We start from the raw sequence: 14540 nt of genomic DNA, 5'->3' as shown, positions 1-14540 counted from the left end.
GCTGTGCCTTTATGAAAGTATGAGTAAGTAAAGGGGGGATGAATGCTGTAAGTCGAGCAAGATGATATCCATTATGGGAGGGAATTGGGATGATTTCTTTGGAATTATCGAAGAGGTGGAAATTGCACGGTTTTATGATGCTATTTTTTTTTTTTTTTTTTTTCGGTCTGCTACTATTTACCGGATCTTCCGTCAACGCTGCTCAGCAAGAGCCTTATAATTGGCAAAATGTTAGCATCGGTGGTGGCGGATTTGTAACTGGAATTGCCATTCATCCGACTGAGCCGAATCTCGTCTATATTCGCACCGACGTCGGCGGGGCCTTACGGTGGGACTCGGTTAATCAGAAGTGGATTCCACTATTGAATGCGCTTCCAAGAGAAAAATACAATCAGTACGGCATTGACAGCATCGCCCTTGATCCAGCGGATCCGAATGTGGTTTACGTTGCAGCGGGCAAGTTCGACTATGTAGGAGCTCCTTCGGATATTCTGAAATCAACAGATCGGGGAATCACATGGACGTCAACCGGGTTCGCTCCCAGGCATTATGGCAACGGGCCAGGACGAGATTTGGGTGAACGGCTTGTGGTAGACCCCAATAATAGTCAAATCATTTATATGGGAACTCGTTATGACGGGCTGTGGAAAAGCACATCGGGGGCCAGCGTAGGCTCATGGGAGCAAGTTACTAACTTCCCGAGCATCGGTGCTGCTCCGACTGGACTCAATTTCGTTTTATTTGATAAGAGTACAGGATCTCCCGGCATTACGACACAAACCATCTATGTCGGGGTCAAAGGAACTGGTATCTACCAGAGTGTGAATGGGGGGACAACATGGGCGCTGATGAATGGAAGCCCGCTTACTCCACGTCGGGCTGTTCTGGCGGATGGCGGCACCCTATATGTCACTTATGAATCTGGTGTCACTAAGTTTGCAAACGGCGTATGGACCGACATTTCGCCTCCGGCGGTAGGAAGATACAATGGCATTACGGTAGACCCTACAAACCCGAACATCGTGATGACAGCCATAGAAGATGGTTCGAACACGCCGGCGCCGATCTACCGGTCGACCAATGGAGGCGTGAATTGGTCGCAAATCACCTTCGTCAAACATCAGAATGTTCCCTGGTGGACGAGTAACTGGTTTGCTGCTAATACATCGACCTTGACCATCGATCCCCATTTTCCAAATCGGGTATGGTTAACCGACTTTTACGGCACATGGCGCACAGATGATATAACGGCAAGTCCGTCCCACTGGTATACGTACGAAGAGGGCCACGAGGAAGTGGTGACGTTCGCTTTACGCAGTACGCCGATCGGTGCACCGCTGCTTAGCGGGCATGCGGATGTCGATGGTATGCGTCATACGTCGCTTACGACGTATCCAAGCAGCAAATTAGGCAGTCCGTCACTAGGCGATACGGTTTCCATCGATTTTCAAGAGAGTAATCCGAACTTCATCGCTCGGGTAGGTTCCACCCGTTATGCCGGCTCAGGGGGCGGCGGCTACAGCACCAACAACGGTGCAACCTGGACGGCATTTCCCAATCCGCCCGGAATCGCAGGGCGCATCGCCGTATCGGCTGGCAGCGAAACGATGGTCTGGGTTCCGCAACACGGAAGTCCGTTATATTCAAATGACCGTGGACAATCATGGACACCGGGAACAGGTGCACCATCCGGAACCGTACACGATTTCTGGGTCTGGTACCAGCCGCTGGCGTCCGATCGCGTCAATAGCAATACGTTCTATCTATTGGAACGTAACACGTGGAAACTATTCCGCAGCACAGACGGTGGCGCGTCTTGGAATATTGCGTCCACGATGCCAACAATTCCGGCGAAAACACCCGCGTATTTCAGCGTAAAGGCAGCTCCTGGGAAGGCGGGCGAAGTGTGGGTTAGCCTGGATGGGGGAGGTCTCTGGCGTTCCAGCAACTCCGGCGATTCTTGGACACAGCTGCCGAATGTGCAGCAGGCGACATTGTTTGCATTTGGTAAAAATAAGTTAGGTTCTCCAGATCCCACTGTCTTCGTCTATGGCAAGGTGGATAATAGTGTGGGTATTTTCCGATCCGATGATTTCGGCACGACCTGGGTGAAGATTGACGTCATCGATCCGGCGATTGGCGCTGAAGCCAATACGATGGAAGGCGACCGTCAAACATGGGGGCGTGTTTATATCGGAACGAACGGAACCGGAGTTTTCTACGGCGACACTTTGATGAGCGAAGGAATCGATACGGAGCCGCCGACACCTCCTTCGAACCTGTCATCTCCGTCGCATACGTCTACAAGCGTCAACCTCTCTTGGACAGCTTCAACCGATAACACCGGTGTAGCGGGGTACAACATTTACAACGGAGGCGTCTATGTCGGTGCCACGACATCGCTTTCGAGTACAAACTATACTGTAAACGGTTTGACGCCTAGCACCACCTATTCATTTACTGTGAAAGCCAAAGATGGAGCGGGCAACCTCTCAGCTCTGAGCAATGCGCTGACTGTGACAACAGCGCCTCCGCCGGCACCGCCGACGAATCTGACAACGACATCAGCGTCACTCACTACGCTTAGTCTGAGTTGGAGTCCGCCATCCAATCTCTCTGGTGTAGTCGGTTATGCCCTTTACGTCGGATCCAAACAGGTGGCTTCTACCTCGGGCACTACGTATACACTCACGGGACTGCTGCCCGACCGAACATACTCGGTTACAGTTCGTTCCGTAGACGGTGCAGGGAGCGCGTCTGTATCTAGCAATACTCTGGCTGCGACGACTGCGGCAGGCCCGGGCACGCTCGCCTTCAGTGACGATTTTCAGGATGGAGTGGCGGATGGCTGGACCCCTGCGAACGGAACTTGGTCTGTCGTAACATCAGGCGGGTCCAAAGTTTATAAGCAATCTTCCTGGCTGGGGACGAATGCGTTCAGCACAGTCGATACCAGCACTTATACCAACTATAGTGTGGAAACGAATATCAAACTTACTCAAAATGATATTGATTTGGCAGCCGGTATTACGGCTCGTTATCTCGATCCGAACAATTTTTACTATTTCCGGATCAAAGCAGGCAAGCTGCAGATTGGCAAATCGGTGAACGGAACCGTCACGATCCTGATTCAGAAAAATTATACGATGACAACGAATGAAGTTTACTCTTTCACCGCAGTTTTAAACAATAGCACACTCGAGTTATATGTGAATGGGTTCAGGGAATTATCCGTTACGGATACGAGCCATGTCTCGGGCAAAATCGGTCTCTATGCCTTCAAAACGAGTGTTGAATTTGACAATGTGAAAGTCGTTCATAATCGCGATTTCACGCCGCCGACAGTTCCTGGGAATTTGCGCTTATTGGCAAAAAGCGAGACTACGGCAGATTTGTCTTGGGATGTATCCTCGGACAATACTGCTGTAACCCAATACGAGGTGTATCAAGGTTCAGCTTTGATAGGAACCGTAACATCCAACACGTATTCCGCAACCAATCTTGCAGCGAACACCGCTTATACGTTCAGCGTAAAGGCAAGAGATGTAGCAGGCAACATGTCCGGAGCGAGCGCGCCGCTTAGCGTCACGACAGACCCATATCTGTTTCAAGCGAAGAAAACGATTACCGCCATTACCGTTAACGGATCTCTTGACGAACAAGTTTGGTCAACGTTCAAGCAATTAAAGAAACCGGTTATTGGCACTCCGAACAATACGGCGGAATTCAGCTCGCTCTGGGACAATACTTATTTGTATGTTGGCGTCAAAGTCATCGATGGCAATCTGTACAATACATCTGTGCAACCTTATTATGATGACTCCATCGAAATCTATATCGATAGCAACAACAATAAGAGCGCAACTTATGACAGCTATGACCAGCAGTATGTCAAGGGTTGGAACGACAGCACGCTCTGGCTGCAGAGAGTGATGCCGAACGGAGTGCTGCATGGATGGGCGCAGATTCCAGGTGGATACAGCGTGGAGTTGGCGATTCCTTGGAGCACGCTCGGCCTTACACCATCCGCCGGCATGACCATCGGCTTTGACGTCGCGAACAATGACACCGACACCGGAACCGGCAGGGAAAGCCAGCTGATGTGGGCCGGAACGAACGACAACTGGACGAATACGTCCGCATTCGGAAGCCTGCAGCTTTCCACGGTCTCCATTGGGGATACGCAGCCGCCTTCAATTCCATTGAATTTGACATCGCCTTCACACACGGACCGAACTGCAGTATTGTCTTGGACGGCTTCTACTGATAATGTAGGTGTTACCGGATACGAAATTTATAACAGCGGAAACCTAGTTGCAACGGTAACTTCGACGACCTATACGGTCAACGGGTTAACGCCGGGAACTAGCTACAGTTTTACTGTAAAAGCGAAAGATGCGGAAAACAATGTGTCGGCGGCGAGCAACTCAGTCAGCGTCACGATGGATGCGTCTTACACGCTGATCCCTGTTACTAAAACGAGTTCCACCATCCTAGTCGATGGCTCGCTGAACGAAACAGCATGGGCAATAACGAAGCAAGTGAACAAAAACGTGATCGGAACTTCTAACAACCAGGCGCAATTTGGGGTATTATGGGATGATACTTATTTGTATGTCGGGGTCATCGTCACCGACGGAAATCTGTATAACAATTCGGCGGAGCCTTACTCCGACGATTCCGTTGAGATTTATATTGACGGTAATCATAACCAAGGCGCAACATATGACAGCTATGACCGGCAATTTATCAAAGGTTGGAACGACTCCGCTCTGTATGAGGCTCGAAGTCTCACGAACGGCGTGCAGCATGCATGGGCCACGATACCAGCTGGATACAGTGTGGAGATGGCAATTCCGTGGAGTTCACTTGGCATTACACCATCAGCGGGGATGATGATCGGCTTCGACGTGGCGAACAATGACGAGGATGATGGAAACGGTCGACAAAGCCAGACAGTATGGGCAGGAACATCCAATAACTGGTCGAGCACGTCGGCATTCGGAGAGTTGAAGCTGGTATTGCCATAAATACCTATGGCGTCGAAGGAAATGTAGAGTTCAAACAGATGGAGGGCTAGACGCATGAATATCATTCAGCAAGTTTCAACAACACAAAAAGTTATTGCTTTTACATTCGATGATGGCCCTAACCCCGTGTATACGCCTCAATTGTTAGATATTTTCGACGAGGTTTCCGGCCATGCTACCTTTTTTATGATGGGAAAACAAATCGAACTATATCCCGAGACCGCGCTTGATGTTCATGTCAGGAAACATGAAATTGGGAACCATACTTACTCTCATCCTTTTATGACCCAAATCAGTTTAGAGGAAAGTGAGCGAGAACTTCTCGATACGGACGCCATAATTACACAGGTAACAGGAACTAAGCCAGTTGTCATGCGTCCACCTTACTTGGATTTCAACGAGGAGGTTCAGACGATTACTGCCAAAATGGGGTATCCCGTCATTGGTGCCCTCAATGGAAGTGCAAGGGACTGGGAGATGCCAGGGGTAGAACATATACTTGAGGCAACCCGAGAGCAGATCGGATGCGGGAGTATCTTGCTCTTTCATGATGGCTTTGGAGACCGCTCCCAATCGATAGAGGCTGTTCGAATTTTGGCAAAGGAATTAACAGCCGATGGTTATCGACTTGTAACGGTTAGTGAGTTATTGCAAATGTCGGAGTCATAATTAGGTCATACAAAATGAATATTGAGAGGAAGTTGAGAAAAGCTGCGTAGAATTTAATTTCTATGCAGCTTTTTTATGTGAATAGGGGACGGGCATAATAATTCAAAATTGAGTCTATCTTCTCTCCTGGAATTAGGTTATATTTGGAAGAATTATTTGTGAGGAGAGATGCAGATGTCGGACATACAGGCAATTGTATTAGACTTGGACGGAACATTGCTCGGTAGTGACAAATCCATATCACCTAGAAATTATCAGAGTGTTAAAAGATGTTTTGATTCTGGCATTCATATTATTGTTGCCCACTGCGCGACCGCCTAGAGCAGCTAATCAATTTGTACAGAATTTTCCTTTTGTAGACTACTTTGTTTATTACAATGGTGCCCTAGTAACATGCAAGTCTAAGCAAACTCAGCTTCACATTAGTATCCCAAATGAGATTTGCCAACAGATTAACCAATTCATCGAGTTACAGGCTCCTCAATGGCGGGGCCTTAATTCAATTCATGCAAAAATCAGCATCAAAGGAAGAAGCTGTGCAATGGGTACTTAACGATATCGGGGTGAAGTCAGAAAATGTAATGGTATTCGGGGATGACTTTAACGATTTAGGGCTATTCCAAATGTGCGGAGTTCCAATTGCAATGGAGAACGCGATCATTGAACTGAAAAATTGTGAAGCGCACGTAACCGATTCGAATGATAACGATGGTGTTGCTGTTGCAATTGAGAGATTTATGGGTGTAATCAATTGCTGATAATTAACGAGCTATAAGTAAGGAGTTCATTTATAAATGAGATATGTAAAATGGTGCATGGCCTCTTTATCACTTTATACACTTTTAACAATCTTAGCTTGGTTCATTGATGAATTAGGATGGAAAAAGGGAGTAACAGAAGGAAATTACCAAATATACGCTAACTTATTTTCAAACATTCAATTCCCTATTAAACTGCTACTAGGAATGGATGATGTGATAAATTATAACTTTAGACTTTTACCGTATATAATGGGTGCCATCTGTTGGATATTTATAGCAATTTTGTTTTGTAGGCTGAGAACTAGTACACATCATTAACTTGAAAGGAGCCATTCCGGCATGATTGTGATCCCCGATACATTTATAAAAAGAATGCACGAGCTCCACGGTGAGCAAGGTGTTGCCTGGTCGAAGGCGCTGCCAAGGCTAATCGCGGATTGTGCAAGCCGTTTCGACATTAGCCCTGAAGTTCCATTTCCTAATTTATCTTATAACTTCGTGCTCCGCGCAACGCGCAGTGATGGGAAACGAGTCGTCCTTAAATTATCTTTCAAGAAGGATGAGCTATCTAGAGAAGTTAGTGTTCTTCGTGCCTTTGAGGGCAGAGGGGCAATTCATGTGCTTGATGCAGATGAGGAATGGGGAGTTGCACTACTGGAGGGCGCCGTGCCTGGCATACCTTTGTCGACAATTGAGAATGATGCACGTGCGACGGATATCTTTTGCGATGTGTTTCGCCGCCTTCACCTTTCTCCACCACCGGGGAGTCTGTACCCGTCAATGAAGCAGCATTTTGCGGCAATTGAGCGATACCGAGAGCGAATCAATGACATGGAAGTTGAAGGACCACTGCCACCGAGTTGGGTGGAGAATGCCGAAGTATGTCTGGAATATCTCATCGCGACCACGAATGAGAATCTCTTACTGCATGGCGATCTGCATCATGATAACATTCTTCGCCAATACGAAGAGAAATGGGCTGTCATTGACCCCAAAGGAATCATCGGTGACATCCATTTTGATACGATCCAGTATCTGCTTAACTACGAGGATCGGGGTGGTGACTGCGAGCAGTTGCTGCAGAACAGGATAGCGATTATGGCCGATCGACTTGGTCTTGACCCTCGCCGAATCGCGATGTGGGGTGTGGCACGAGGTGTGTTGGAGGCGTGCTGGACGATTGAAGACGGAGGAACGGATTGGCACAGAGGCATCCAAATCACGGAACGCTTTGCCAAATTTCTGGATTAAATGAACCGTCATAGTAGCATTGACAATGGAACGGACAATTCGTATGATCCAAATAGGATTGTAAAAAAGTGTAAATGAGGTTGAATATGGATGGCGACAGCTGACTGGGAGAAAAAAATTACTGAAATCACATTATTTGTTGAAGATTTGCATCGGTCAAAGGTATTTTACCAAGAGACGTTCAAACTTGCGATCATATATGAAGATGAAAATTGCACGGTGTTTGATTATGGCAATACAAGCATCAATCTGTTAAATCAATCGAATGCACGCGAGTTGATTGAGCCGGCGCAGGTAGGTCGCAGCGGAGATGGCGCGCGGTTTCAGTTCACGATCCAAGTGTCAGATGTTGACCAGGTATGCGACGAACTGGAAGTGCGCGGCGTTAGGTTATTGAATGGACCGATAACGCGTCCCTGGGGGCGGCGGACGGCTTGTTTTGCTGATCCAGACGGGCATGTGTGGGAGATTGCGCAGGTGCTATAGTTGGGCTACTTGGCGGGTAGCGTAGATGAGGCTTTCAATTATGATTTAATGGCAGCTGGTATTTAATCGGCTGCCGTTTTTTTTGAAGTAATGGGCAATTTTCTGGAACTTTTATTACATCTCTTTATAGAATTTGAAACGGTAATACGAGCAATATCCAAGGATAAACAGATAGGCAAAAATCAATAGCAATAGTATTGTTAAATCTATATCCATCAAGGCAAATGGTATAATTAAGGCTCCAAACATAAAGACCATCATGTTATATGCTTTCGTTTTTGCCCGACTATTTCTCCCATGCCGTGACCGAAAATACTACAGCCAATCCCAAAACAGATATAAGGCAACGCTCGCAGCATACCTTGTGGATCTTCCATTGTTTTGATGAAGTACAGACTACCTGCAAATAGTGCTAAGCATACAACGGAGAATTACTACCAGTTAAATTTACCGAAAAATATGAGTTCACCGTTCTCCGCAGGTAGGTCATAAACGCCATATATAGCAATCATAGGCGGGGATTCGATATAAGTTTTGGATAAGGTGGAATAAACTTTAACCTCAATCGTATCACCGGCTGCTATAGCATCCTCTTTCGTTTCCCAATAACTTATTGCACAGAACTCATTAGTTATATCTTCTCCCAAAAATGTAATACCTTTAAATCCCTTTAATGTTTGATGGACCATGTTAGTTTTCTCAGCCCATTGCTCTGCGAATGATATTGGGGCATCAGGTCTTAATCTAAACATACTTAATCTAGCGTACATTAGGAATCTCCACCTTCGACAGTCAATATTAAAATTTTATGTGAGATCAGTTTAAAAAGTGTGTGTTTAATGATTAAATATGAACGAAACAAATACATAGCGAGTACGTCAGATAATGTAAGGGGGGAATCAATGAAAAAACAATATTTATCGTGGCCGGACTTGTTGTTATCGTCTCAGGGTTTTTATTTTCACCGTGGGTAACTGAAAGTTTTGCAAAACAGAGAGCTATAGATGCTTTTGAGGACAAGTGGAAAAACGTACAAGATGGATGTGGGTTTAACTGCAAAGATTGTGGTGTTAAAACCTCAGAAAAAACGCTGTTGGGTCGAAAAGTAGTTATAGAGTATGCATGTGGTTTATTGCCCTCTGATTCCCCTGAATACCACAAGAAGAAAGAGCTGTTTGTATCATTTTTGGGAACCGTCCATTAAGATTGGCGTTATTTTTTAATCTAACTGTGGTTCGAAAGCGTCCAGCCGCAAGAGGAGGCTAATAGAATGAAAAACATGATCACCCTGGGGTTATTATTGCTCGTCCTTATGCTCACAGGATGTGGGGACAGCGGAAATAGTGCAGATACGTCTGTATCGTCCATTTCCCCAATGCCTGCAACATCTGAATTGCCTCCCAGCTCAACGCCAGTATCGCCTCCGCTTGCTACAGAGACAAACTTAGCGAAAGAAGATAACTCCATCAGAGCAATAGGTACGCATTTGGATGGACGACTACTCGTCAAACCTGCGAACAAAGCGAGCATAGCTCCTTTGGGGGCACCTAGCTGTTATGGGGTGGAGACAGATCTCCATTGGACAGGAGATTATGAGGCGGTGTGGGAATCCAAATCTGAGGGAAGTGCAACTCCAATCAGTACATTTCCAATAGACTTCGAAATTGTACAACAAAATGACTCACCAGTCATCATGCAGCCATTTACCCTGGAAGATATGGATATATTCGCTTATGTTCCTCGTTACACCGATTGTCATGGTCTCGAAACTTACCTTTTCGGAGTAAGTAATAGGAAGGCTTTTCCGATAACGTTTGAGATAAAACCAGGAGTGAATTGGACTTCTATAAGCCAATTGCCGCACCATCCATTCAAAATTGTAGGCGGAGAATTTATTGTGACTGGCGGATATGGGGCGGGACAGGATTTCATTACCATCTATCATTTCAGATATGATCCAAAGAAAAAGTCAATGATTCTGAAAAGTACAAATGAAGTGAAGCCTAACGATATATAACTACTGTGAAGAAATCCTATTCCTGAGCTTTCAGAGATACTATACGTAAGTAACCTCCAAATCAGAGGCTGCCGAGAGAACCGACAGCCTTTCTCAACGTGCATGATAGTGTTCAATAAGAACGGGCATTTTGTAAAGTAACCTGCGCGAATGTAAGGATTCACCTAACACAAAACTATAGTTTGAAAATGGAAGGGCAGAGGAGTACAACTGCCCTTTTTTGAAAGATAAGAATTTATATGTTTGGGGTTTACGAGAATCACGTTAGGGGTGTTGTGAAAGCGACCCCCCCTTTCTAAAAAATGGGTAGTAGGGAGACTTCACCTAGGTTAACCGTTTCTGTTGGGATAAGAGCAGATGAGGGGGGAACCAGTTGTGATGCAAGGTTAGCTTTCATTTTTTCTGAGTTACGGACAGGGGGGCCGTTATTTAATGAGAAAAGCAGGGAGTCCAAATGCTAATGGACGCCACGGCGGTTATTTAGTCCCTTGCCACGCATGTTGGCACACAAATCAGTCAATAACGCCTCTGGTGTCCATTAAAAATCAAAACGGCCTCATATTTAGCTATTAGAGGCTGTCATGTCCGTTAGAAAATTCAACCATCCTCTTTTCGCGATACTCTTTAGGTTTGGGAAGAATATGCTCGCCTGTTTACCTTGAAACATGGACAACCCTCCCTATACACATCAGATTGGGTTTTTACTAAGGACCTGAGGCAGAGCCTCAGGTTTATTTTGTCATGTGATGTAGTCACGTAATGATTATTCGCGTGAAGGTAAGGATTACTTACGTCTGAGAAACCTTATGCCGCTTACGTTTCTGGACTGTCAGGTATTGATTATAGGCGGTAAGTAAACAAGGGGCTAAGATAAAAAGCAAGCAGGACATCACAACGACGAGGAAAGGTGAAAACAGATGAATCACAACGATATCCAACATGTACCTACACAGTCGATGCTCATTGATACCGATGTGCACAATGGGATTAGAGACCCTCAAGATTTGCTTCCTTATTTAGATAAACCGTGGCATCAACAATGGATCGGCGCTGGGACAGGTGTAGGTACACCTTATTACTCACCAGTAGGCGTGCTGAGAAAAGATGCAATTCCTGAAGAGGGCGTTAGCTCTGGCAGTGACCCGGTTTTCATGGTGAAGGATCACATTGAACGTTATGGCTTTGATTATGTTATTTTAACAGGGCAAAATGCCTTGGAAATGTCGCTCAATCCCGATATCGATTATGGTAATGCAGTGATATCCGCCTATAACGATTATTTAATTGATCATTGGTTATCTATAGATGATCGCTATAAAGGCGCTATGGTGATTAACCATTCGGATCCCTTGTACGCTGCAAAGGAAATTATGCGAATCGGCGGGCATCCGGATATTGTCGAAATTATCATGTGCAGCGGCAGTACACGCTTATATGGGAATCGTTTTTTTCATCCTATTTATGAAGCTGCAGAGAGGATGGGCTTGCCTGTCTCCATCCATCCAGGGACAGAGGGACGCGGTATAGCTGGAGTGCCGACACCTTCCGGTTATCCATCACGCTATATGGAATGGCATAATATTCTCCCGACCAATTATATGGCGCACATCAATAGCATGGTGTGTGAGGGGGTTTTCGTGAAATTTCCGGGTGTAAAAGTGGTCGCGATTGAAGGCGGTATCGCTTGGCTGCCTCATCTGATGTGGCGAATGGATAAGAACTATAAAGCGCTGCGGGATACGACGCCATGGCTCTCAAAGCTGCCCTCGGAGTACATTCGGGAACATGTTTATTTAACGACACAGCCGATTGAGGAACCGGAGGTGCCAGAGCATCTCGTACAACTCATTCAGATGTGCAAGATGGAGGATCGCATTCTATACTCGAGTGATTATCCGCATTGGGATTTCGATCATCCCAAGATGGTGCTTTCTGCTTTTCCTAAGGAGCTTCGCAAGAAAGTTCAAGGTGGAAATGCGGCAGCCTTATATGGTTTGCATAAGAAGGAGATTTTGAAGTGAGGGGGGATTACCGGTGAAGGCAACCAGAATCAGATTAACATTGCTCAAAGATATACGACGTGATCACTGGCTGTACATCATGGCCTTGCCAGGTATTCTCTATTTTATCTTGTTTAAATATTGGCCAATGGGCGGCGTCATAATCGCCTTTCAGAACTTCCAGCCATTCACCGGTTTCTTCGGAAGCGAATGGGTAGGATTGAAGCATTTTCATCGCTTATTCTCAGATCCTGATTTCTTCATGCTGTTGCGTAATACATTAATGCTCTCGTTCTATCAATTGGTCTTTGCCTTTCCGGCGCCAATCATATTGTCCTTAATGCTGAATGAATTACGTCGTGAGTGGTTCAAACGCTGGATTCAAACGCTCGTCTATATTCCGCATTTTATGTCTTGGGTCGTTGTTGTCGCGATGTTTTTCGTTATCTTTGAATCCGAACAAAGCTTATTCCAATCTTGGATTGCATCGTTAGGCTTCGAAAAATTTTCGCTCATGATGGATCCCGAATTATTCCGTCCCATGTATATCCTGCAAGTAATCTGGCGGGATAGCGGATGGGGAACCGTTATTTATCTAGCTGCGCTGGCGGCAATAAGTCCAGAGTTATATGAGGCAGCCAAAATGGATGGCGCTGGGCGCTTTCGTCAAATTTGGCACATCACATTGCCAGGCATTCGCAGTACGATTGTGATTCTGCTGTTGCTGAAAATAAGTGATATTTTGGAAACAAGTTTCGATCATGTCTTCAATATTGTCAACTCACTGACGCGAGATGTGGGCGAGGTATTCGATACCTATGTGTATCGCGTGGGCTTAGTTGACGGACAGCTCAGTTATGCGACTTCAGTTGGTCTATTTAAGGGTGTTGTTGGCCTAATCCTTGTCGTGTTGGCAAACTGGCTTGTGAAGAAATCAGGCGAGGAGGGTCTCTACTAAAATGACGGATAAACGTTGGGGAAATTATTTGTTTGATGGAATCAATATCATCCTGCTTAGCTTGTTTGCATTAATTACGGTTGTGCCATTTATCCATGTGATTTCCAGTTCCTTTGCCTCTGTTGCCGAGTACAACTCACGATCGTTCCTGCTGTTTCCAACGGAGTTCTCTCTGAAGGCCTATGCGTACATCTTTACAACCAATGCGCTGCCCAAAAGCTTAGGAATTACCGTATTCATCACCGTTGTTGGTACGCTGACAAGTTTATTGCTTACGACGTTGTTTGCGTATCCGTTATCGAGGAACCGTTTTCACTTCCGACGTACCCTGATGTTCCTTATAGTAGTGACGATGATTTTCCAGGGAGGCATGATCCCCGATTATCTCGTCGTGAAAGAGCTTGGCCTGTTGAATTCGTATTGGTCGCTGATCTTGCCACGAGCGATTATCGCATTCTATCTCATTATTATGATTAACTTCTTCAAGAACATTCCCGAGGAGCTTGAAGAATCAGCGAAAATCGACGGGTGCGGTGACTTGCGTATGCTTTTCCGCATTATTATTCCGCTTTCCATGCCGGCGATTGCCACACTGACATTGTTCTATGCTGTACTTCAATGGAACACGTACATGCATGCCGTTTTGTACATTAACGATACAGAGCGATGGCCTATTCAGGTGCTGCTCAGACAGATTGTCATGGTTTCTCAGGCAGGCTTTGTTGAGCAAGGCTCGATAGCCGGGGAATCTGCGATACCCCCAGAAACAGTGAAAATGGCCGTGATTACGGTGGCAACTTTGCCGATCTTAATCGTCTATCCATTTTTACAAAAATACTTTGCGAAAGGCGCCTTAGTTGGCTCTGTGAAGGGATAGTCGAAAGGAGGAACACAATCGAATGGAAAAGGTTTGGGTAGCTGCAAAAGATGAGATTATGGAGGGTGCCTGTAAAATTGTTAAAGTGAAAAATGCCGAATACGGCATTTATAAGGTGAAGGGCGAATATTACGCATGGCGCAATGCGTGCCCGCACTTCGGTGCTCCCGTCTGCAAAGGCGTCATTACGGGGACGCGTCTACCTTCTCTCGTCTACGAGTATAAGCTTGGGCGTGAAAATGAGATTGTCAGGTGCCCTTGGCATGGCTGGGAATTCGATCTAACTACTGGGGAGCATCTAGTAGATCCTCAGACCAAACTTCGTCAAGGCAAGTTAGATCGTACAAGTGCTGAGCAGGAAAGCTTAGAGAAAGCGGAGCTGGAATTTCAGGCAGATGGCATTTATATGTGGGTGTAATGGTTTCAAAGCGGCTATACTAGACATACAGCCGCCTTAAATAAACATGTTTCAACAACTAAGGAGGAGTAAT

Annotated in this window: 13 protein-coding genes; 12 read left to right on the top strand and 1 reads right to left on the bottom strand. The window is 45.9% G+C overall.

The window, feature by feature from the left end:
• Positions 1-89: 89 nt before the first annotated feature.
• From AB4114_RS03665 to AB4114_RS03635, 7 genes are all read left to right on the top strand, one after another.
• Positions 90-5030 (top strand): sugar-binding protein, encoded by a 4941-nt coding sequence (locus AB4114_RS03665; protein WP_441987188.1) that lies wholly within the window; start codon positions 90-92, stop codon positions 5028-5030.
• 54 nt (positions 5031-5084) lie between these two features.
• Entirely contained in the window at positions 5085-5699 is a 615-nt protein-coding gene (locus AB4114_RS03660) for a polysaccharide deacetylase family protein (RefSeq protein ID WP_441987187.1), read from the top strand.
• Between the two features lie 168 nt (positions 5700-5867).
• Entirely contained in the window at positions 5868-6020 is a 153-nt protein-coding gene (locus AB4114_RS03655) for an HAD family hydrolase (protein WP_441987186.1), read from the top strand.
• Positions 5959-6252, top strand: a complete 294-nt coding sequence (locus AB4114_RS03650) for an HAD family hydrolase (RefSeq protein WP_441987185.1) — start codon at positions 5959-5961, stop codon at positions 6250-6252. Before AB4114_RS03655 ends, AB4114_RS03650 begins: the two co-directional genes overlap by 62 nt.
• Positions 6134-6457, top strand: a complete 324-nt coding sequence (locus AB4114_RS03645; RefSeq protein ID WP_441987184.1) for an HAD family hydrolase — start codon at positions 6134-6136, stop codon at positions 6455-6457. The genes AB4114_RS03650 and AB4114_RS03645 overlap by 119 nt, the downstream gene beginning before the upstream one ends.
• Before the next feature lie 342 nt (positions 6458-6799).
• Positions 6800-7711: an aminoglycoside phosphotransferase family protein gene (locus tag AB4114_RS03640; protein WP_441987183.1), complete on the top strand. Its 912-nt coding sequence runs from the start codon at positions 6800-6802 to the stop codon at positions 7709-7711.
• 90 nt (positions 7712-7801) lie between these two features.
• A complete protein-coding gene (locus AB4114_RS03635) occupies positions 7802-8197 on the top strand; it encodes a VOC family protein (RefSeq protein ID WP_441987182.1) in 396 nt (131 codons plus the stop codon).
• 434 nt (positions 8198-8631) lie between these two features.
• On the opposite strand, the gene AB4114_RS03630 is transcribed toward AB4114_RS03635, so the two are convergent.
• Positions 8632-8967 (bottom strand): hypothetical protein, encoded by a 336-nt coding sequence (locus AB4114_RS03630; RefSeq protein WP_441987181.1) that lies wholly within the window; start codon positions 8965-8967, stop codon positions 8632-8634.
• 500 nt (positions 8968-9467) lie between these two features.
• Here AB4114_RS03630 and AB4114_RS03625 point away from each other — a divergent pair, with 500 nt between their 5' ends.
• The 5 genes from AB4114_RS03625 (at position 9468) to AB4114_RS03605 (ending at position 14467) form a co-directional block, all read left to right on the top strand.
• On the top strand, positions 9468-10214 hold the full coding sequence (locus AB4114_RS03625) for a hypothetical protein (protein WP_441987180.1): 747 nt from the start codon (positions 9468-9470) through the stop codon (positions 10212-10214).
• Between the two features lie 917 nt (positions 10215-11131).
• Positions 11132-12235: an amidohydrolase family protein gene (locus AB4114_RS03620; protein ID WP_441987179.1), complete on the top strand. Its 1104-nt coding sequence runs from the start codon at positions 11132-11134 to the stop codon at positions 12233-12235.
• 13 nt (positions 12236-12248) lie between these two features.
• Positions 12249-13172, top strand: coding sequence for an ABC transporter permease (locus AB4114_RS03615; protein ID WP_441987178.1), 924 nt, complete (start codon positions 12249-12251; stop codon positions 13170-13172).
• A 1-nt stretch (position 13173) separates the two neighbouring features.
• The gene (locus AB4114_RS03610) at positions 13174-14049 is read left to right on the top strand and encodes a carbohydrate ABC transporter permease (protein WP_441987177.1); all 876 of its coding nucleotides are present in this window, start codon (positions 13174-13176) and stop codon (positions 14047-14049) included.
• Positions 14050-14071: 22 nt separating this feature from the next.
• Positions 14072-14467 (top strand): Rieske (2Fe-2S) protein, encoded by a 396-nt coding sequence (locus AB4114_RS03605; protein ID WP_441987176.1) that lies wholly within the window; start codon positions 14072-14074, stop codon positions 14465-14467.
• Positions 14468-14540 lie beyond the last annotated feature (73 nt).

Origin of the sequence: Paenibacillus sp. 2RAB27 (assembly GCF_052115445.1) — a bacterium.
In the GTDB taxonomy this organism is placed as follows: domain Bacteria; phylum Bacillota; class Bacilli; order Paenibacillales; family NBRC-103111; genus Paenibacillus_E.
This window is presented reverse-complemented; position numbering and strand designations above follow the sequence as displayed.

Excerpts from the sequence above, each read along its gene's own strand:
- AB4114_RS03620 (WP_441987179.1), top strand. The coding sequence starts at position 11,132 with ATGAATCACAACGATATCCAACATGTACCTACACAGTCGATGCTCATT.
- AB4114_RS03605 (WP_441987176.1), top strand. The coding sequence starts at position 14,072 with ATGGAAAAGGTTTGGGTAGCTGCAAAAGATGAGATTATGGAGGGTGCC.
- AB4114_RS03665 (WP_441987188.1), top strand. The coding sequence starts at position 90 with ATGATTTCTTTGGAATTATCGAAGAGGTGGAAATTGCACGGTTTTATG.
- AB4114_RS03645 (WP_441987184.1), top strand. The coding sequence starts at position 6,134 with ATGAGATTTGCCAACAGATTAACCAATTCATCGAGTTACAGGCTCCTC.
- AB4114_RS03640 (WP_441987183.1), top strand. The coding sequence starts at position 6,800 with ATGATTGTGATCCCCGATACATTTATAAAAAGAATGCACGAGCTCCAC.
- AB4114_RS03635 (WP_441987182.1), top strand. The coding sequence starts at position 7,802 with ATGGCGACAGCTGACTGGGAGAAAAAAATTACTGAAATCACATTATTT.
- AB4114_RS03610 (WP_441987177.1), top strand. The coding sequence starts at position 13,174 with ATGACGGATAAACGTTGGGGAAATTATTTGTTTGATGGAATCAATATC.
- AB4114_RS03660 (WP_441987187.1), top strand. The coding sequence starts at position 5,085 with ATGAATATCATTCAGCAAGTTTCAACAACACAAAAAGTTATTGCTTTT.
- AB4114_RS03625 (WP_441987180.1), top strand. The coding sequence starts at position 9,468 with ATGAAAAACATGATCACCCTGGGGTTATTATTGCTCGTCCTTATGCTC.
- AB4114_RS03655 (WP_441987186.1), top strand. The coding sequence starts at position 5,868 with ATGCAGATGTCGGACATACAGGCAATTGTATTAGACTTGGACGGAACA.
- AB4114_RS03630 (WP_441987181.1), bottom strand. The coding sequence starts at position 8,967 with ATGTACGCTAGATTAAGTATGTTTAGATTAAGACCTGATGCCCCAATA.